We start from the raw sequence: 17,936 nt of genomic DNA, 5'->3' as shown, positions 1-17,936 counted from the left end.
AGTCGATCAAGGTGGGACGCGCCAGTCGAAGCCCAGGCACCCGGATCTGCCGAGAGTTCATTCAGCGCTCAGGTGTTAGGCAGGGTGCGTTGTCGGCGGAGTTGTTCGAGGAGGGCGGTGTCGGCTTCGAGGTCGGGGTGGTCGACCTGCCGGTCGAGGTCGACGACGTGTTCGAGTTCCCGGATCGCCTGGTCCAGGTCACCGCCCGCCTGGTGGACGATCGCGATGTTGTACCGGGTGACGGCTTCGCCGGCCCGGTCACCGACCTCCTGCCGGATGGGCAGGGCCTGGTGGTAATGGTCCAGGGCCCGCTGCCGGTCACCCAACGCGTCGTACACGCCGCCGATGTTGTTCAGGGTGGTGGCTTCGCCGGCCCGGTCACCGACCTGCCGCTGGATGGGTAGGGCCTGGTGGTAGTGGTCCAAGGCCCGCTGCCGATCACCCAACCTGTCGTACACGTTGCCGATGTTGGTGAGGGTGGTGGCTTCGCCGGCCCGGTCACCGACCTCCTGCTGGATGGGTAGGGCCTCGTGGTAGTGGTCCAAGGCCCGCTGCCGGTCACCCAACCTGTCGTACGCGTGGCCGATGTTGGTGAGGGTGGTGGCTTCGCCGGTCCGGTGACCGATCTCCTGCTGGATGGGTAGGGCCTGGTGATAGTGGTCGAGGGCCCGCTGCCGATCCCCCAACCTGTCGTACACGCTGCCGATGTTGGTCAGGGTGGCGGCTTCGCCGGCCCGGTCACCGATCTTCCGCTGGGTGGGTAGGGCCTCGTGGTAGTGGTCGAGGGCCCGCTGCCGGTCACCCAACCTGTCGTACACGCCGCCGATGTTGGTGAGGGTGGTGGCTTCGCCGGCCCGGTCACCGACCTCCTGCTGGATAGGCAGCGCTCGGTGATAGTGGTCCAAGGCCCGATGCCGATCTCCTAACCTGTAGTACACGTGGCCGATGTTGGTGAGGGTGCTGGCTTCGTTGCCCCGGTCGCCGGCCTGCTGGTACATGGTCAGGGCCTGCTGAAAGTCCTCCAGCGCCGGCCAGGGCCGACCGGTTGACGACCGCGCCCAGCCACGTTGGTAGAGGGCGCGGGCGTCCGGGCCGAGGGTCAGGGTCGCGGTGGCCATGGCCTCGACCGCCGCGAACCGCGAGGTACGCAACCACACCCAACACACCCGGGCACCGGCATCGCGGGCGATCAGCGGCTGCTGACCGGCGACAGCAAGCCGGTGCACCTCGACCCATCGGGCGAGGTCCCTTGCGTCAGCGGCCATTGGAACCGGCGGGGTTGAGGACCCAGAGTTGATAGAGGGACTGGGCGGCGGCGGCGCATGCCTCGGTGTGTTCGTCGTCGGTGATCAGGGGGCGGACGAGAGGGTGCAGGATGTTGGAAACGTAGTAGCGGGGCTGGCGGGTCTCGGGGTCGATGCCCTCTTCGAGCAGGCCGAGTTGGACGGCCCGCTGGATGTGCCGATCGGCGTAGGGGTGTTGGTGCATTGCGTGGACGGTGGCGGCGGGTACGGGTAGTTCGACGACGTTGATCCTGGCGAGCATGCGGCGGAGTTCGAGGGGCTGGGAGTCGAGCAGGTTGTCGGCCAGCACCGTCTCGCGTCGGAACCTGTCGGTCTCGTTCTCGATGGCGGTGAGCAGGCCGTCGATGTCGAGGGTGGGATCGCTGACGATCCGGTTGAGCCAGTCGAGCAGGCGGGGATTGCCCGCCGCGGCCTCGATCGCCCGGTCCCGGATGGCCGGGTCGATAGTGGATTCGGGGCGCAGGTTGACCAGATTGGCGATCTTCTTGGTCTGCTCGACGGGGCTGAGGGTCTCCAGAGCCGCGACGGCGATGGTGGTGCCGGCCGGGGCGGGGAAGCGGTAGCGGCTGGTGATGATGACGCGGCTCGGGCTGCCGGTGTCGCGGATCGCGGCGAGTAGGGCGGGCAGGATCTCGGCCATCGCCGGGGCGAGCACGCGGCTGCCGTCGTCGCGGATGTCGAGGTTGCCGGTTTCGAAGTCGTCGAACACGAACAGGCAGGGTGTTCTGCCAAGGAGCCCGTCGGCGTCGAGCAGGTACCGCAGCCGGGTCGGGAGCGGAATCTGCTCGTTGTCGAGAAGCCTGCCGGCCTCCTCGGACTGCTCGACGCTGTCGAAGCGGATCTTGCTGGTCAGCTCGCGGAACTTGATGGCGTCGACCCGGCCGTACCAGACGACATGCTGGTGGGTGGGCATGCGTTCCAGGAGCCGGGAGGCGAGGCTGCTCTTGCCGAGCCCACCCATGCCGGCCAGCAGCAGGCCCTGCGCCGCGCCGGGGGTGTCGGCGGGTTGCCGGAGGGCGCGCAGACAGCGCTGGATGATCCGCCGTCGGCCGACGAACTCGGCGCGGGACGCGACCCGGGACAGTTGGGTTTGCGGGTCCAGGAACTGCCGGTCGGCGGCGCGCACCTGCGACTGTCTGCGGTCCCGGGTGTGCAGCGGCGTGACGAGGGACGTCAGCGGGGACCGGTCGGCATAGACCCGGAGCAGATGCCAGTAGTTGCTTTTCTTGTCGTGGAACAGGTGACGGCGGGCCTCGATGACGGCCTGGTCCAACGATCCGCCGTCGGCCAGTGCCCGGTAGAGAGCTGCGGCAAAATCGGTGGCGGAGACGTCCCCCACCGGTAGCGCCCAGCCCAGCACCGCAGGGGCGCCAGCGTCGACCAGGCTCTCGCTCATCGACGGGAAAACCCCACCACCAGGGGCGTCAGCGGTCAGACAGCCGGAAACGAACACCAGTCTCGGCCAGTGTCCCTGCATCGCCTGGGCGATCTGGTCGGCCGTCGCCTTGGCGCGCCCGCCGAACTCGTCCTCCACCACGAAGACCGGCTCCCCGCCGTCGGTGGTGGCGTGCCCGCTCAGATGCAGCACATCGAAGTGGTCGGGCCCGTAGTCGCGGCTCAGGAACCGGAGCCCTGCCAGGGTGCCGCTCTCTTCGACCACCAGATCGGTGCCGGTCCGTCGGGTCGCGGCCAGGATCGCGGTCTCCTCGGCCTCGAAGTTGAGCACCGGCTCGACGCCTTCGGGCGAGGCTGCCATGAACAACACCCGCAACGGCCGGTTGTTCGGCGTGACTGGGCTGGTCAGTGCTGCGTGGGTGCCGACCGCTCGAACCGGCAACAGCGGTGCCCGCCCTGCCACGGTCAGGAACGTGCCCTCCCGGGCGAGCAGTTCCCAAGGCAGGTGCCGCAACCGCTCCTCGGCGCTGATCCGCAACACCGCCCCGGCAGGATGGGCCAGGATCGGGGTCAGCCATCGCTGGTCGCCGTCGAGGAACTCCGCCAGCCTCGCCCCCAGCTCAGCTAGCCGGACCGCGCCGTACACCCGCTGTGCGTTGGCGTCACTGCTGTAGTCACGCTGCACCAGCGTGATCAGCTCATCGACCGCAGCCCTGTCCAGACTGCGGGTCTGGGGCGGCGCGCCGTCGACGGACAGCCGCAACTCGTAATGATCGGAGGTCTGCGGGAAGACCACCAGTTCGAAGGTGCTCATCGGCCCGTCCCCGTCGTGGTGGTCGGTTCAGTGCGGCCAGGTGCCTTCCTGCCGCATGGCGATCTCCAGCTGAGCCTGGCTACCCTCGGCCAGCTCGATCCGGGTGCCGTCCGGCAGCAGCACGGTCACCGCAGCACCTTCCCGGCGGCGGGCGCTCCACCACTCGGTGATCGTCTTGGCCACCCCGACCCCGGAGAACACAAGCCCGATGACCGCGATCACCATCTCGGCCGATCGCTGCACCTGCACTGGCGACACGCTGTCGTCCGGCCCCATGGCCCCGATCAGCGCGGCCCGCAGCTCCGCCGCCCAGCTCGCGGCCTGCGCGCCGGACACCTCCACTGTGGCGTTTCCCATCGCCCGCACCCCTCCCCCTGATGCGCCTGGTCAAGCCGGCCCAGGAGCGCCGATCTCTGGCTCAGGCCAGGCGATCAACGGGTGGACCTTGGCGGTTACTGTACGTTTATTCGCGTCCTGAGGCCGCTCGGTAAACCCGGCTGACGGGTTTCCGACTCGCTGACCAAGTCCCGGCCATCGTGGGAAGAACAATGACGACCCACACCCTCGCCGTACGGCCATGGTGTGCCGCGGTCCGATCCCTGGACACGCCGAGTCGGCAACCGGGAGCAGCAGGAAGAGCGAGGTTCATCGGGCATGGAGGGTCGAGAACCGTCACCATTGCGTCCCGTCACCCACGCTGCGGCGACTGCCGTCGCCCGACATGTGGAGGTGCATCGGCTTGCTGTCGCCGGTCAGCAGCCGCTGATCGCCCGCGATGCCGGTGCCCGGGTGTGTCGGGTGTGGCTGCGTACCTCGCGGTTCGCGGCGGTCGAGGCCATGGCCACCGCGACCCTGACCCTGGGCTTGAATGCCACCGCCCTCTACCAACGTGGCTGGGCGCGGTCGTCGACCGGTCGGCCCTGGCCGGCGCTGGAGGACTTTCAGCAGGCCCTGACCATGTACCAGCAGGCCGGCGACCGGGGCAACGAAGCCGGCACCCTGAACAACATCGGCGGCGTGTACATCGGGTTGGGGGATCGGCAGCGGGCCCTGGACCACTTCCACCGGGCCCTGCCCATCCAGCGGGAGGTCGCTAACCGGGCCGGCGAAGCCGGCACCTTGAACAACATCGGCGGCGCATACATCGGGTTGGGTGATCGGCAGCGGGCCCTCGACCATTTCCACCAGGCCCTGCCCATTCAGCGGGAGGTCGGTGACCGGGCCGGCGAAGCCACCACCTTGAACAACATCGGCCTCGCGTACATCGGGTTGGGGGATCGGCAGCGGGCCCTCGACCATCTCCACCAGGCCCTACCCACCCAGCGGGAGGTCGGTGACCGGGCCGGCGAAGCCACCACCTTGAACAACATCGGCCTCGCGTACATCGGGTTGGGTGATCGGCAGCGGGCTCTGGAGCACTACCACCAGGCCCTGCCCATCCGGCGGGAGGTCGGTGACCGGGCCGGCGAAGCCGGCACCCTGAACAACATCGGCGGCGTGTACGACGGGTTGGGTGATCGGCAGCGGGCCCTGGACCACTTCCACCAGGCCCTGCCCATCCAGCGGGAGGTCGGTGACCGGGCTAGCGAAGCCGTCACCCGGTACAACATCGCGATCGTCCACCAGGCGGGCGGTGACCTGGACCAGGCGATCCGGGAACTCGAACACGTCGTCGACCTCGACCGGCAGGTCGACCACCCCGACCTCGAAGCCGACACCGCCGTCCTCGAACAACTCCGCCGTCAATGCGCGCAAGACGGCGGGACCGAGCTGCCTTCGGGATCGTGATGGCAGCGCGAAGGCGTCAGTAGGGACCCTTCGTTACCAGGAGGCGCGGGCGGAGAAGGCGATGCTCGCCAGCAGGAAGCCGCCGTTGACGATGGTGAAGGCGACCATCACCCAGAGGACCAGCGCGGGGGCCACGGCGAGCACCACGGCGGCCACGAAGACCACAGCGCCGTAGTCGCGGACCAGCTTCACCAGGCGCACCGGCAGCGAGGTCGAGGTGACCATGCTGGCCGCGTTCGGGCCGGCCTGCATCACCGACGTCACCAGGTTGACCATCCAGGTGCCCGCGAAGGTCGCCACGAGCCAGGTCGGCGTGGACGGCTCCTGCGCCACGGCGGTGGCGGCTAGTGCTGCCACCAGGGCGATCTGCGCGGCCACGTCGCAGAGCACGTCGACACGCGCGCCGGCCGCGCTGCCCTGGCCGGTCACCCGGGCCAGCTGCCCGTCCGCGCAGTCCAGGGAGTACGCCACCTGCCAGCCGATGAGGGCGAGCAGACCGACCACCCAGGCCGGTACGTCCCCGGCGGCGACCGGGCCGGCGAGCGCCACCACGGTGACCGAGGTGGCCAGCCCGAGCACCAGGTTGGTGATTGTCAACGCTGTGGGTCGCAGCCCGAGCCGCTGGGCGACGAGCGCGAAGACGGCCCCCAGCCACTGGCTGATCGACTCGCTGAACAGGCCGCCGCCCCGGTTCACCCGGTGGAAGTCGGCGACGGTGGGACGGGGGTCAGCCAAGCTGGTCGCGGATTGCACCGGCGTAGTCTGCCAGCCGTTCCCGGGTCTCGGTAGGCGACAGTGCCAGGTGTTCGAGGATGGTGTACCGGTCCGGCCGGGTACGCGGCGCGAACTGGACCGCCTCGATGAACTGGTCGTCGGTGAGCGCCACCTCGGAGGGGAGCCGGGGCAGGCCGTGCCGGGTGAGGCAGGCCGACATCTCCCGGAAGCGGCGGAGATCTCCGCGCAGCCAGGTGCAGAACAGCGCACCCAGCCCGGCCAGCTCGCCGTGCGAGGCGGTCCCCGGGAAGAGCGAGTCGACAGCGTGCATGATCTCGTGGCAGCCGCCGCTGCACGGACGGCTGGTGCCGTCGACAGCCATCGCCAGACCGCTGGAGATCAACGCCTCGGCGAGGACGATCACGAAGGCGTCGTCGCTCATGTCGCCCGGGTGGTTGAGCACCGCTTCGGCGCCCGCCCGCGAGAGCGACGCGGCCAGCCCGTCGACCGGCTCACCGCGTACCTGTCGGGACAGCTCCCAGTCGGCCAGCGCGCTGATGTTGCTGATCACGTCGCCGATGCCGGCCCGGTTGTGCCGGTCCGGGCCGCTCTCCACGAAGTCCAGGTCGACGATCACCCCGATCGGGATGTGTACGCCGTAGGAGCCCTTGATCCCGTCGGTGATCAGGCTGGCCACCGGGGAGGCGATCCCGTCGTTGGCGAGGCTGGTCGCCACCGACACCATCGGCAGCCCCCGGCGGGTCGCCGCGTACTTGGCCACGTCGATGGTCTTGCCGCCGCCGATGCCGACCACCGCGTCGTAGGACCGGGCGCGAAGTTTGCCGCCCAGGTCGTCGGCGGCGTCCAGCGTCCCGCCGGAGACGGTGAACACGTCCGCCGAGCGCAGCGACGGTCGGATCAGCTCCGCGATCTGGGCACCCTGACCCGGGCCGACCACCACCGCGACGTCGCCCCCGGAGGAGATCCGCCCGTCGGCCAGGATCGCGCCCAGGTCGGCGACCGCCCCGCGTCGCACGTCGATGTGCAGCGGGGTGAGGACGCTCCGAGCTAGTAGCGGCACGCGATCTCCCGCGCGCGGGCCAGGTCGGCGTGGTTGTCGACCTCGACCCACGGGACGTCACCGATCGGCGCCGCCCGCACCTCCCCGCCCCGGTCGGAGAACTCCTGGTAGCCGTCCTCGTAGTAGAGGTTCGGGTCCCGTCGCCAGGTCGCCTCCAGCGCGTCGGCGAGGGCGTCGGCGACCTGCGGCTCGATCAGCGTCGCGCCGATGTACTCGCCGTAGGCCTCGCCCGGGTCCATGATCTTGGTGATCCGGGTGAGCTGGCCGGCGGCGTCGAAGGTGGTCTTCATCTCCTCCTCGGCCAGCGGCTTGAGGGTGTCCACGGCCAGCAGGATGCCCGGGCCACGCTCGGCGAGCAGGGTCTTCTCCACGCTCACCGGGTGCACGGTGTCCCCGTTGACCAGCAGCACGCCGCGCGCGAAGTACTCCCGGGCGAGCCAGAGCGAGTAGGCGTTGTTCCACTCCTCGGCCTTGTCGTTGTGCACCAGGGTGAGCGTGACCGCGTACCGCTTCTCCAGCTCGGCCTGCCGCTCGCGGACCGCGTCCGCCGCGTAGCCGACGACGATCACGATGTCGGTGAGCCCTACCTCGGCGAGGTTGCCCAGCGCGATGTCCAGGATCGTCGTCTCGCCGTCCACCGGCACCAAAGCCTTGGGCAGGGTGTCGGTGTACGGGCGCAGCCGTCGTCCCGCTCCGGCCGCGAGCACCATTCCGATCATCGCGACATCCTCCCTAGTCCTGCTCCCGTCACCGGTGGAGGATAGCGCCGGCCGGGTGCGCCGCTCCGGCCAACCGGGTCAGCCGGGCAATGCCGCCAGGTCGGCGAGCATGGCCAGGCGCTCCTCCGCGCTGAGCACGGCGTACGGGCCGCCGGCCCGCCGGTCGGTCTCCAGTTCGATGGCGAGCCGCTCGGGACCGGCCGGCAGGGCGGCGATGCTCGACGCGGTGTGCCCGGCGGCGGTCCACGCGGCGGCGTGCGCGTCGGCCCGGTGGTGTCGCAGCGTGCTGAGCCGGTTGAGCAGCAGCACTCCGGACGGGGTGCCGTCCGGTTCGTACGGGGGCGCCAGCGCGGCGAAGGCCGAGGCGGCCGGGTTCGCCTCCTCGTCGGCCAGCACCAGGGCGTACGACAGCAGTCGGCCGAGCATGGCCACCAGCCGGGCCATCCGGTCGTCGTGGCCGGCCCACAGCTCCTCGGTGACCTCGGCGTGCACCTGGTACAGCTCGGCGAGGAAGGCGGCGCCCCGCTCGGTGGCGGACAGGGCGCCGTCCGGGCCGCGGTAGATCATCCCGTGGGCCACCTGCTTGTCCACCGTCCGCCGGCAGGCGACCGGGTCCTGGTAGCGGGTGATCGCCGCGAACCCGGGCCCGTCGACTGTGCCACCGGGTGCGGCCAGCCGGGTGCGCAGGTCGACCAGGAAGCCGGTGGCGGTGATTCCGCCGTAGCGCTGGGACAACTCGGCGCCACCACCGTCCCGGCCGGCCAGGATGCCGGCGCGGAAGGTCCGGTCCACGGCCGGCGCGAGCAGCCCGGCGATCCGGTGGGGCGCCAGTTCGACGGTGTTCACAGACCGATCGACCGCAGGACGGCGAAGCCCTCCTCCGCGATCCGCCGGATCAGCCCGTCGTTGACGTCGCGGTGCTCGTCGAGCACTGTCATCTCGTGCTCGGCCAGCCAGCGGTACTCGGTGTGCTTGCCGGCCTCCAGCATCGGGCGGTCGAGGTCACCGTCGACGCGGACCAGGAAGTCGTACTCGGTCCGGGCCAGGCCGTCGTCGCCGACGTAGCTGTACTCGCCCACCTGACCCAGGACGTGGGAGAGGACCCAGCCGGTCTCCTCGGTGATCTCCCGGCGCAGTGCCTCGTCGATGTCCTCGCCCGGCTCCAGGTGGCCACCGACGATGTCCCAACAGTTGGGAAACAGGCGTCGGTGTGGTGAGCGGCGCTGAAAGAAGATGCGGCCGTCATGGTCGACGATCAGCGCGCCGGCGCAGCGCAGGGGCTCGGTGGACACCATCCGACAGTAGCCAGCGTCCGCAGCTTGTGCGATGCCGCTCTTGTCCCGGAAACATCCACCGACCACCATGTCCGTACCGAATGCCACCGTCCCAAAGGGGTGATGTGTGATGCAGGTACGGGATGCGATGTCCAGCCAGGTCCTCGTCGTCGGTCCGGAGCACACGCTCCGCCAGGCGGCCCGGATGATGTCGGCCCGCGGTGTCGGGTCGGCGGTCGTGATCGACCCGGATTCCGAGGGCGTGGGGATCATGACCGAACGTGACGTGTTGAAGGCCATCGGCGCCGGCCTGGACTGCGACGTGGAACGCACCGGCGCCCACCTGACCTGGGACGTGGTCTACGCGGGGCCGGAGTGGACGGTGACCGAGGCCGCCGCCGCGATGGCCCGGGGCGGATTCCGGCACCTGGTGGTGCTGGACGGCCGGGAGGTGGCCGGCGTGATCTCCGTCCGGGACATCATGCGGGTCTGGTCGGAGAGCCAGGCGGTCGCCACGACCTGACCGACTGTGGTGTGCGGGGCCGGATCGATGGGTAGACATCCCCTGCGGGCGCGGAGATGCCGTGGCCCGCGGGGAGGTCCCGATGCGCGACGCGGAGCGGCTGGTCGAGCAGCAGTACGCCATGCTCCTGCGTCGGGACGTGGCTCGGCTGCCGGATCTCTACGCCCCGGAGGCGTTCTACGCCATGCCGGGCGTGACGGTCCGTCCGATCGAGCTGCCCGCGCTGCTGCGCACCTGGACCGGCGCCTTCGGAGATCTGCGGGTCGACCCGATGGGCGTGGTCCGCACCGGCGGTGGCGCCGCGGTCGAGCTGCGGCTGACCGGCACCCACACCGGCACCCTGCATTCGCCGTACGGCACCGTAGCGCCCACCGGCCGGCTGGTGAGCTGGGAGGTGGCCGACGTGGTCCGGGCCCGCAAGGGTCGGATCACCGCCTGGCGCTCCTACTTCGACTGGAGTCAGCTCCTCGACGCGCTCGGCGTGCAGCTGGAGGGACTTTCCCGGGCCGCGCAGCGCGACGCGCTCGCACTTCCGGTCTGATCTGCCGCCGACCGGTGGAGTGGGGTCACCCGACCCGGTGGCTCAGGATGCGGACATCGCCGTGCCGACCGCGCGTCCCCCGCCGCCGCCCGTACGCTCAACATCCATGACCGCCGAGCAGTTGATCTCCTTTGCCCGTGGGGCTCCCTCGCTGGACATCGTCGATGTCGAGGGGCTCAAGGCCGCCGCCGTCCGCGCCTTCGACGCCGATCCCGCAGGGGTGACGGCGTACGGCACCTCCGTCGGGTACCTTCCGCTGCGAAAGTGGATCGCGGAGAAGCACGGGGTCGAGGCCGACCAGGTGCTGGTCACCAATGGGTCGCTTCAGGCCGACGCGTTCCTCTTCGACCACCTGGTCCGCCCCGGTGACGCGGTGGTGGTGGAGCGCCCGACGTACGACCGGACGCTGCTCAACCTCCAGCGGATGGGCAGCGAGCTGCACGGCATCGCCGTCCAGCCGGATGGCCTGGACACTGCCGAGCTGCGCAAGCTGCTGGAGTCCGGTGTCCGCCCCCGGCTCGCGCACGTCATCCCGAACTACCAGAACCCGGCCGGTATGACGCTGTCCCTGGAGAAGCGCCGGGAGTTGCTCGACCTGGCCGCCGAGTACGAGTTCACGATCTTCGAGGACGACCCGTACGCGGACATCCGCTTCCGTGGCGAGGCGCTGCCGTCGATGCTCTCGCTGGACACCCGCAACGTGGTGGTGCACGCGTCGAGCTTCACCAAGACGGTCTGCCCGGGTGTGCGGGTCGGTTACCTGGTCGGCCCGGCCGACCTGATCGCCTCCATCGCGAAGAACGCGACAAGCCTCTACATCTCCCCCGGGATGGTGTCCCAGGCGATCGTGCACCAGTTCTGCGTCTCCGGTGACATCGACCGCTCGATCGAGACGGTCCGGGCAGCGTTGGGCGAGCGGGCCCAGGTGCTCGCGGAGTCGTTGCGCCGGCACCTGCCGCAGGCGCGGTTCGTGGAGCCCGACGGCGGCTACTTCCTCTGGGTCGAGTTCCCGGAGGACGTGCTGGTCGACCGGCTCGCCCCGGCGGCGGCCGAGCGCGGGGTCGCCGTGGTCAAGGGCAGTGACTTCGTGTTGGACGGCGGGCGGCACGCTCTCCGACTGGCCTTCTCGGCGGTGACCGCCGACAAGATCGACGAGGGTGTCCGGCGGCTCGCGGCGGCCGTCGAGGCCGTTCGCAGCTGACTTAAGTGTCGGGTTCCTGACAGAACGACGATGCCGGCCGTCCCGGGGCTCCCCTCGGGCGGCCGGCTGGCCCACAATGCTGCGAGCGTCACCCCGCCAGCTGCGCCCGGCCTCCGGGCCGGCCCCGCCGGGTTGACGCGGCAGCACAACCTCCCGCCCCCACAGGTGCCGGGTGGGCCGTGTCGTCCCCCGCACACCCCCCGATGCGGCCCGGCCCGCCCGGCGCCGCCCCCACGCGACCGCCGTCACACCGGTCCTCGACCGCGATCGGCGTAGCCTGCAAGCCGCAGCTGAGCGCGGGAGGTGACGCGATGACGGATCGGACAGAGCGGGACCGGACGGCACCGTCGACCACCGGTCGGGTGCTGCGACCTCGGGCGTGGCCCTCCCCGGTCCGGGCGATGACCCGGATCCTCAACGCCGACGGCTCGCCGCCCGTTCCGGCCCCGACGGGCAGTGGCACCGGCCGCAGCGCCGTGGTCGACTGCGCGCTCTACGTCGACGGCAAGCGGCAGCCCGGCGACTGGGACTACGCGGATGCACTGGCGGCGGCCCGCCGTGAGGAGCACGGCTTCGTCTGGATCGGTCTGCACCAGCCGGAGCTGGCCGAGATGACCGCCATCGCGGAGACCTACGGCCTGCACGAGCTGGCGGTCGAGGACGCGGTCAAGGCCGAGCAGCGTCCCAAGCTGGAGCGGTTCGGCGACGTCGTCTTCCTGGTGCTGCGCACCGCCCGCTACTGCGAGCACACCGAGCTGACCGAGAACTCCGAGGTGGTGGAGACCGGGCAGGTGATGCTCTTCATCGGCCCGAACTTCGTGATCAGCGTCCGGCACGGCGACGCCTGCCGGCTCGCCCCGATCCGCGCCGACCTGGAGACCAAGCAGGAGTTGCTGCTGCACGGCCCGTGGGCTGTGGCGTACGGGGTGACCGACCGGGTGGTCGACCTCTATCTGGAGGTGGCCGACCAGATCGAGGACGACCTGGACATGCTGGAGGCCGAGGTCTTCGACCGCCACGGCCACGGGCGGGTTCAGCGGATCTACCAGATGAAGCGGGAACTGGTCGAGTTCAAGCGGGCGGTGGTGCCGTTGCAACGGCCGCTGATGACGCTGACCTCCCAGGTCAACCGGGACGTTCCCAAGGAGATCCGCAAGTACTTCCGGGACGTGCAGGACCACCTGAGCCGCACCGTGGAGCAGGTGAACTCCTACGACGACCTGCTGAACTCCATCCTTCAGGCGCGGCTGGCCCAGGTCACCGTCGACCAGAACAACGACATGCGCAAGATCGCTGCCTGGGCCGGTATCGCCGCGGTCTGGACCGCCATCGCCGGCATCTATGGGATGAACTTCGACAACATGCCCGAGCTGAAGATGACGTACGGCTATCCGGTGGTGTTGGCCCTGATGCTCGGTGTCTCGCTGGCCCTCTACCGCTGGTTCCGCCGCAACGGCTGGCTCTGATCTTGCGGTAGCGCCGCTCACGACGAAGCGCCGCTCACGCGGAAGCGCCGACGAGTGGGTGGACCCACTCGCCGGCGCCCGATGCGCTGCTGTTGACCTCAGCGGCGGCCGTTGGTGCGGGCCGTGTCCTTGCCCAGCGCCTTGGTGAGGTCGTCGGTCGGCCGACCGGAGACGTCGGTGGCGCCCTCGGCGACCGACGGGACCTTGTCGGTCGGGCGGACACCGGTCTGCTTGGCCGGGGCGGTGGTGCTGGCGCTGGAGCCGCCGGCCACCGCCGAGCTGCCCGCGCCGGTCATCCCCGCCGCGCCGGAAATCGCGGACCCGTCGGACCCCCGTGCTGCGGACGGCGTACGCACCTCGATCGAGTCGACCTCGTCGCGCATCGGCTCCAGGGTGCTGCGGGTCGGGTCGTACTCGGCCCACTCCTGCTGCTCCCGGCGGCGACGCAGCGCGACCGCGCCGGCCAGGCCGGCGATGGCACCCGCCGCCAACAGGCCGGTCATCATCGAGCCGCGACGACGCGGCTGCTTCTTCTTACCGGTGATCCGCATGGTCTTCGACTTGGCCTTCCTGGTCAGCGGCCCTGCCTGTGCGGCGCCGTCACGAGCAGCCGCCGCCAGCGGTGCCAGCGTGGTGAGAGTCGTCCCCCAGCCGGTCGACGCGCGGTCCCGTACCTTCGCGGCGGTCGGTTCGACGTAACCCCGGGCCATCTGGACCCGCGGGCCGACGGTCGCGCCGGCGCCCTTCGCGGCGTGGTTGGCTGCCAGCATCAGGTGGCTGATGCTCTGGTTCAGCTCGGCCCTTGCCAGCTGCCCCTGGGACTTGCGCCGCCCGAATCCAAACACGGTCCTACCTCCTGGGAGTTGTTCCTTCGTCATCCTCCACCTTCGGATGCCTCCGCGATGCCAGATCGGGCACATGGGAGGATCCGCATGGAACTGACCAACGAGTGAGGAGTACCCGTGGCCGAGGCTGTCTACGCCACCCTGCACACCAACGCTGGCCCGATCCGGCTGGAGCTCTTCCCCAACCACGCGCCGAAGACCGTCCGCAACTTCGTCGACCTGGCCGAGGGCAACCGTGAGTACACCGACCCGCGCACCGGTCAGCCGGGCAGTGGTCCGTACTACGACGGGACCATCTCGCACCGGGTGATCAGCGGTTTCATGGTCCAGATGGGCGACCCGACCGGCACCGGCCGGGGCGGACCGGGCTACAAGTTCGCCGACGAGTTCCACCCGGAGCTGCGGTTCGACCGTCCGTACCTGCTGGCGATGGCGAACGCCGGACCGGGCACCAACGGTTCGCAGTTCTTCATCACCGTGTCCCCGACGCCGCACCTCAACAACCGGCACACCATCTTCGGACAGGTCGCCGACGAGGAGTCGGTGAAGATCGTGGATTCGATCGCGAACACCCCGACCGGTCCGAGCGACCGTCCGCTCCAGGACGTCGTCATCGAGCGGGTCGAGATTGAGCGGTCTGCTTCCTGAGCGACTGGCGAGGTACCTTTGCTCGCATGATTGAGCGCTCCGGAGCACGGCCGGTGCCGGTGGACCGTGTGGTGTTGGACGGAGGGTCGGCCCGGTGAGCGAGTCTCCGCCGACCACCCCCGTCTGCTACCGGCACCCCGGCCGGGAGACCTACGTCCGGTGCTCCCGCTGTGACCGGCCGATCTGCCCGGACTGCATGCGGGATGCCTCGGTCGGGCACCAGTGCCCGGAGTGCGTCAACGAGGGGCGTCGCAGTGTCCGGCCGGCGCGTACCGCCTTCGGCGGCGGTACGGCCGGCCGGCACGGCTATGTCACCAAGGCCCTGATCGCCGTGAACGTGCTGCTCCTGCTGCTCTCCATCGCCTCCGCCCGGGGCGGGGACGCGGCGGTCGGCGGCTCCGGCTTCGGCGGCCTGATGGGTGGCAGCACGCCGCTGACCGAGTGGGGTGCGGTGCTCGGCCGGGCCTACCTCTCCGACTACACGCTCGGCGGGATCGCCGAGGGCCAGTGGTACCGGCTGGTCACGGCGATGTTCCTGCACTACGGCGTGCTCCACCTGCTGCTCAACATGTGGGCGCTGTGGGTGCTCGGCCGGTCGCTGGAGGCCAACCTCGGGCGGGTGCGGTTCGCCGCGCTCTACCTGATCGCGGGCCTCGGCGGCAACGTGGCCGCCTACCTGTTCAGCAGCCCGAGGGCGGCCACCGTCGGCGCGTCGACCGCCGTGTTCGGTCTCTTCGCCGCGCTGATCATCATCGAGCGCAAGCTGGGCCGGGACATCTCCCGGATCATCCCGATCCTGGTGATCAACCTGGTGTTCACACTCGCCGTGCCGGGCATCTCGATCCCCGGGCACCTGGGCGGGCTGGTGGTCGGCGCGTTGATGGCGTTGGTGCTCGCGTACGCGCCGCGTGGTCGGCGCACGCTGGTGCAGGTCACCGGTGGGGCGCTGATCCTGCTGATCCTGCTCGCGCTGGTGCTCTTCCGGACCGCCGCACTGCTCACCTGACAGGGCGGGCGGCGTGCAGTGCGGCGGCCACCTCTTCCGGGGTGGCCCCGAGGTCGTACCGGCCGAACAGATGCAGCGAGTTGCCCGCGTCGATCTCCAGGGTCTCGCTGGTCAGCCCGAGTCGGGGCCGCCGGTCGACGGCGATCGCCTCGACCGCAGACCAGGGCAGCAGCCGCCGGCCGGCGAAGCCGTGGATGACGGTGAGCCCGGCCGGGTCCACCGCCAACCGGACCGGCGCGACCAGGTCACGTACCGCCCAGCCGGCCAGCGCGGCGGCGGCCAGGACGGCCAATGCCAGGCGGACAGTGTCGCCGTCGGCGAAGAGCAGCCCGAGCGCGACGAGCAGGACAGCGCCGGCCAGCTTCGCCGACGGCAGGCTCGACGGCACCCGCCACTGCTGTGCAGGGGAGGTCTCATTCACCCGCCCAGCATGCCAGCGGCCGTCGGATTCCGGCACCTCGTGCGGGTGTGGCCCGACGACCGGTCGATGGACGACGTAGGATCGGGGCAGCCCAAGTTACCGGGGAGTAAACATGAGTGACGCGGTCATCGTCGGCGCGGTACGTACCCCGGTCGGGCGGCGCAAGGGCAGCCTCGCCGGCGTCCACCCGGTCGACCTCTCGGCGCACGTGCTGCGCGCCCTCGCCGAGCGCACCGGGCTCGACCCGGCCCAGGTCGACGACGTCTTCTGGGGCTGCGTGTCCCAGGTCGGCGAGCAGTCGTGGAACATCGCCCGCAACGGCGTGCTCGCCGCCGGCTGGCCCGAGACGGTGCCCGGCACCACGCTGGACCGGCAGTGCGGCTCCAGCCAGCAGGCCCTGCACTTCGCCGCCGCGACGGTGCTCTCCGGTCAGGCCGACCTGGTGGTCGCCGGCGGCGTCGAGTCGATGACCAGGGTGCCGATGGGCTCGAGCGTGGCCGGCGGCATGCCGTTCAGTGACCAGCTACGCGCCCGTTACCGGGGCGTCGAGGGCTTCGCCGACGACGCGCCGCTGCCGTTCAACCAGGGGGTCGGGGCCGAGCTGATCGCCCAACGGTGGCGCCTCTCGCGTACCCAACTGGACGAGTTCGCGCTGGCCAGCCACGAGAAGGCAGCCGCCGCGCAGGACGCCGGCGCGTTCGACCCGGAGCTGACCCCGGTGCCGCTCGCCGACGGTGGCAAGTTTGCCGCCGACGAGGGCATCCGTCGGGAGACCTCCCTGGAGAAGCTGGGTGAGCTGGCCACCCCGTTCCGCGCCGACGGCGTGGTGACCGCCGGTTCCGCGTCCCAGATCTCCGACGGCGCCGCGGCCCTCGCGGTGACCACCTCCGACTGGGCCAGCCGACACGGCCTGCGCCCGCTGGCCCGGATCCACACCGCCGTGGTCGCCGCCGACGACCCGGTCGCCATGCTCACCGCGCCCATCCCGGCCACCGCGAAGGCGCTGCGCCGCGCGGGGCTGGGCATCGAGGAGATCGGGGTGTACGAGGTGAACGAGGCGTTCGCCCCGGTGCCGCTGGCCTGGTTGGCGGAGACCGAGGCGGACCCGGAGCGGCTCAACCCGCGCGGCGGGGCGATCGCCCTCGGCCACCCGCTCGGCGGCTCCGGTGCCCGGATCATGACCACCATGCTTCAGCACATGCGGGACAACGGCATCCGCTACGGCCTGCAGACCATGTGCGAGGGCGGCGGGATGGCCAACGCCACCATCGTCGAGCTGATCTGAGGACACCGTCGCCCGCCGGTCACCTCCGTTGGGGCCCGGATGCTGGTGGGGGCGCGAGCCGGGCGTTGGGCATGTGCACGACCCTGAGGAACGCGGGCAGCCGCCACGGCCTCGGCCCGCCGATGACGACGTCGCGCCGCAGCACCGCCTGCGCGATGCTGATCCGGCCGAACATCATCAGGTTGAACCGGGCGGGGCGGAACGTCACGCTCGCGTCGAACGGGGCGTCGGGTGGCGCGATCCACACCCGGCGGTCGCCCAGGGTCAGCGTCGTCGTCGGCGCGTACCGCGAGCGGAACTGCACCGACACGTGGTGCCGGGGCATCGGCAGCTCGGTGTTGAGCAGCACCCCGTACGTGTCGCGCAGCATGTCGAACATGAACAGGTCCCAGTAGAGCGCGGCGTGCTCGTCCGGCATCGGCCACGGCCGGCGGAGCGCCCGCGCGATGTCCCAGCCGTGCACGAGCAGCTCGTTGGTCAGGTGGGCGAACAGTCCGCCGACCGTCACCCTCGCGTTGCCCAGCCAACTCACCGTCGAGCGCGGATCGGCCGACGTCGTCAGGAGGCGGCCGACCAGGTTGTTCAGCTGCGTCAGCAGCACCTCCGGGTCGCGCTCGGTGAAGTGGGCGAGCACCTGTGTGTTGACGTCGGCCACCGTGTCCACATTCGTGCTGGCCAGCATGTCCTCCAGCCCCGGCACCCGGATGGGGACCTCGGTGCCGTCCAGCCTCGACACGTACAGCATCGCGATCGACACCACGTGCGCGAGGGTGTCGGCCACTGTCCAGTCGGCAGTCGCCATGACGTCGGGTGAGGGCGCGGCGGCCACCAAATCGGTGAACCGGTCGGTGGCCGTTCGCAGTGCCGTGTTGGCCACACTCCACCGGTCCTGATCCGCCCCGCCAGTCACA

19 protein-coding genes are annotated in these 17,936 nt (G+C 70.6%); 8 read left to right on the top strand and 11 right to left on the bottom strand.

What is annotated here, in order from left to right; translation table 11 throughout:
• Positions 1–68: 68 nt before the first annotated feature.
• Genes KBX08_RS10100 through KBX08_RS10090 form a run of 3 tightly spaced genes read right to left on the bottom strand, consistent with a single transcriptional unit; the run spans position 69 to position 3,870 of the window.
• Positions 69–1,265, bottom strand: a complete 1,197-nt coding sequence (locus KBX08_RS10100; protein WP_210782707.1) for a tetratricopeptide repeat protein — start codon at positions 1,263–1,265, stop codon at positions 69–71.
• Positions 1,255–3,513 carry a CHAT domain-containing protein gene (locus tag KBX08_RS10095; protein WP_210782705.1) on the bottom strand — a complete coding sequence of 753 codons (2,259 nt, stop codon included), beginning with the start codon at positions 3,511–3,513 and terminating at the stop codon, positions 1,255–1,257. Before KBX08_RS10095 ends, KBX08_RS10100 begins: the two co-directional genes overlap by 11 nt.
• Before the next feature lie 27 nt (positions 3,514–3,540).
• Positions 3,541–3,870, bottom strand: coding sequence for a hypothetical protein (locus KBX08_RS10090; protein ID WP_210782703.1), 330 nt, complete (start codon positions 3,868–3,870; stop codon positions 3,541–3,543).
• Positions 3,871–4,242: 372 nt separating this feature from the next.
• Between KBX08_RS10090 and KBX08_RS10085 the strand changes: the two genes are divergently transcribed.
• Positions 4,243–5,301: a tetratricopeptide repeat protein gene (locus KBX08_RS10085; RefSeq protein ID WP_307850500.1), complete on the top strand. Its 1,059-nt coding sequence runs from the start codon at positions 4,243–4,245 to the stop codon at positions 5,299–5,301.
• Positions 5,302–5,334: 33 nt separating this feature from the next.
• On the opposite strand, the gene KBX08_RS10080 is transcribed toward KBX08_RS10085, so the two are convergent.
• The 5 genes from KBX08_RS10080 to KBX08_RS10060 form a co-directional block, all read right to left on the bottom strand.
• Complete coding sequence (locus tag KBX08_RS10080) at positions 5,335–6,054, bottom strand: CDP-alcohol phosphatidyltransferase family protein (RefSeq protein ID WP_210782699.1); 720 nt, start codon at positions 6,052–6,054, stop codon at positions 5,335–5,337.
• Entirely contained in the window at positions 6,029–7,096 is a 1,068-nt protein-coding gene (locus KBX08_RS10075) for an iron-containing alcohol dehydrogenase family protein (protein WP_210782697.1), read from the bottom strand. The genes KBX08_RS10080 and KBX08_RS10075 overlap by 26 nt, the downstream gene beginning before the upstream one ends.
• The gene (locus KBX08_RS10070; RefSeq protein WP_210782695.1) at positions 7,084–7,815 is read right to left on the bottom strand and encodes a sugar phosphate nucleotidyltransferase; all 732 of its coding nucleotides are present in this window, start codon (positions 7,813–7,815) and stop codon (positions 7,084–7,086) included. The genes KBX08_RS10075 and KBX08_RS10070 overlap by 13 nt, the downstream gene beginning before the upstream one ends.
• 78 nt (positions 7,816–7,893) lie before the next feature.
• On the bottom strand, positions 7,894–8,661 hold the full coding sequence (locus KBX08_RS10065; protein WP_210782692.1) for a hypothetical protein: 768 nt from the start codon (positions 8,659–8,661) through the stop codon (positions 7,894–7,896).
• Positions 8,658–9,110 (bottom strand): NUDIX domain-containing protein, encoded by a 453-nt coding sequence (locus KBX08_RS10060; RefSeq protein ID WP_210782690.1) that lies wholly within the window; start codon positions 9,108–9,110, stop codon positions 8,658–8,660. The genes KBX08_RS10065 and KBX08_RS10060 overlap by 4 nt, the downstream gene beginning before the upstream one ends.
• Positions 9,111–9,219: 109 nt before the next feature.
• Between KBX08_RS10060 and KBX08_RS10055 the strand changes: the two genes are divergently transcribed.
• The 4 genes from KBX08_RS10055 (at position 9,220) to corA (ending at position 12,820) form a co-directional block, all read left to right on the top strand.
• A complete protein-coding gene (locus KBX08_RS10055; protein ID WP_210782688.1) occupies positions 9,220–9,612 on the top strand; it encodes a cyclic nucleotide-binding/CBS domain-containing protein in 393 nt (130 codons plus the stop codon).
• Between the two features lie 82 nt (positions 9,613–9,694).
• Positions 9,695–10,153, top strand: a complete 459-nt coding sequence (locus tag KBX08_RS10050; RefSeq protein WP_210782686.1) for an ester cyclase — start codon at positions 9,695–9,697, stop codon at positions 10,151–10,153.
• Between the two features lie 106 nt (positions 10,154–10,259).
• Positions 10,260–11,354: a PLP-dependent aminotransferase family protein gene (locus KBX08_RS10045; RefSeq protein WP_210782684.1), complete on the top strand. Its 1,095-nt coding sequence runs from the start codon at positions 10,260–10,262 to the stop codon at positions 11,352–11,354.
• Between the two features lie 311 nt (positions 11,355–11,665).
• Positions 11,666–12,820, top strand: a complete 1,155-nt coding sequence (corA, locus tag KBX08_RS10040) for a magnesium/cobalt transporter CorA (RefSeq protein WP_210782682.1) — start codon at positions 11,666–11,668, stop codon at positions 12,818–12,820.
• Positions 12,821–12,918: 98 nt separating this feature from the next.
• Here the strand turns inward: corA and KBX08_RS10035 are convergent, their stop codons facing one another.
• Complete coding sequence (locus KBX08_RS10035) at positions 12,919–13,698, bottom strand: hypothetical protein (RefSeq protein ID WP_210782680.1); 780 nt, start codon at positions 13,696–13,698, stop codon at positions 12,919–12,921.
• A gap of 84 nt (positions 13,699–13,782) precedes the next feature.
• Here KBX08_RS10035 and KBX08_RS10030 point away from each other — a divergent pair, with 84 nt between their 5' ends.
• Together KBX08_RS10030 and KBX08_RS10025 are read left to right on the top strand one after the other, a co-directional pair.
• Entirely contained in the window at positions 13,783–14,313 is a 531-nt protein-coding gene (locus KBX08_RS10030) for a peptidylprolyl isomerase (RefSeq protein WP_091396894.1), read from the top strand.
• A gap of 94 nt (positions 14,314–14,407) precedes the next feature.
• The gene (locus tag KBX08_RS10025; protein ID WP_210782678.1) at positions 14,408–15,319 is read left to right on the top strand and encodes a rhomboid family intramembrane serine protease; all 912 of its coding nucleotides are present in this window, start codon (positions 14,408–14,410) and stop codon (positions 15,317–15,319) included.
• On the opposite strand, the gene KBX08_RS10020 is transcribed toward KBX08_RS10025, so the two are convergent.
• Positions 15,312–15,740 (bottom strand): PH domain-containing protein, encoded by a 429-nt coding sequence (locus KBX08_RS10020; protein ID WP_210782676.1) that lies wholly within the window; start codon positions 15,738–15,740, stop codon positions 15,312–15,314. The genes KBX08_RS10025 and KBX08_RS10020 overlap by 8 nt on opposite strands.
• A 112-nt stretch (positions 15,741–15,852) precedes the next feature.
• Between KBX08_RS10020 and KBX08_RS10015 the strand changes: the two genes are divergently transcribed.
• Positions 15,853–17,025, top strand: a complete 1,173-nt coding sequence (locus KBX08_RS10015; protein ID WP_210782674.1) for an acetyl-CoA C-acyltransferase — start codon at positions 15,853–15,855, stop codon at positions 17,023–17,025.
• 19 nt (positions 17,026–17,044) lie between these two features.
• Here KBX08_RS10015 and KBX08_RS10010 read toward each other — a convergent pair whose 3' ends face one another.
• The gene (locus KBX08_RS10010) at positions 17,045–17,935 is read right to left on the bottom strand and encodes a maleylpyruvate isomerase family mycothiol-dependent enzyme (protein ID WP_210782672.1); all 891 of its coding nucleotides are present in this window, start codon (positions 17,933–17,935) and stop codon (positions 17,045–17,047) included.
• Between the last annotated feature and the right edge of the window lies 1 nt (position 17,936).

Source organism: Micromonospora sp. H61 (assembly GCF_018070325.1).
In the GTDB taxonomy this organism is placed as follows: domain Bacteria; phylum Actinomycetota; class Actinomycetes; order Mycobacteriales; family Micromonosporaceae; genus Micromonospora; species Micromonospora salmantinae.
Note: the sequence above shows the minus strand (reverse complement) of the source record. Positions and strands in the feature narration are given on the sequence as shown.

Coding starts and splice junctions, on each gene's coding strand:
- KBX08_RS10100 (WP_210782707.1), bottom strand. CDS start 1,265: ATGGCCGCTGACGCAAGGGACCTCGCCCGATGGGTCGAGGTGCACCGG.
- KBX08_RS10095 (WP_210782705.1), bottom strand. CDS start 3,513: ATGAGCACCTTCGAACTGGTGGTCTTCCCGCAGACCTCCGATCATTAC.
- KBX08_RS10090 (WP_210782703.1), bottom strand. CDS start 3,870: ATGGGAAACGCCACAGTGGAGGTGTCCGGCGCGCAGGCCGCGAGCTGG.
- KBX08_RS10070 (WP_210782695.1), bottom strand. CDS start 7,815: ATGATCGGAATGGTGCTCGCGGCCGGAGCGGGACGACGGCTGCGCCCG.
- KBX08_RS10060 (WP_210782690.1), bottom strand. CDS start 9,110: ATGGTGTCCACCGAGCCCCTGCGCTGCGCCGGCGCGCTGATCGTCGAC.
- KBX08_RS10055 (WP_210782688.1), top strand. CDS start 9,220: ATGCAGGTACGGGATGCGATGTCCAGCCAGGTCCTCGTCGTCGGTCCG.
- KBX08_RS10050 (WP_210782686.1), top strand. CDS start 9,695: ATGCGCGACGCGGAGCGGCTGGTCGAGCAGCAGTACGCCATGCTCCTG.
- KBX08_RS10045 (WP_210782684.1), top strand. CDS start 10,260: ATGACCGCCGAGCAGTTGATCTCCTTTGCCCGTGGGGCTCCCTCGCTG.
- corA (WP_210782682.1), top strand. CDS start 11,666: ATGACGGATCGGACAGAGCGGGACCGGACGGCACCGTCGACCACCGGT.
- KBX08_RS10035 (WP_210782680.1), bottom strand. CDS start 13,698: ATGACGAAGGAACAACTCCCAGGAGGTAGGACCGTGTTTGGATTCGGG.
- KBX08_RS10015 (WP_210782674.1), top strand. CDS start 15,853: ATGAGTGACGCGGTCATCGTCGGCGCGGTACGTACCCCGGTCGGGCGG.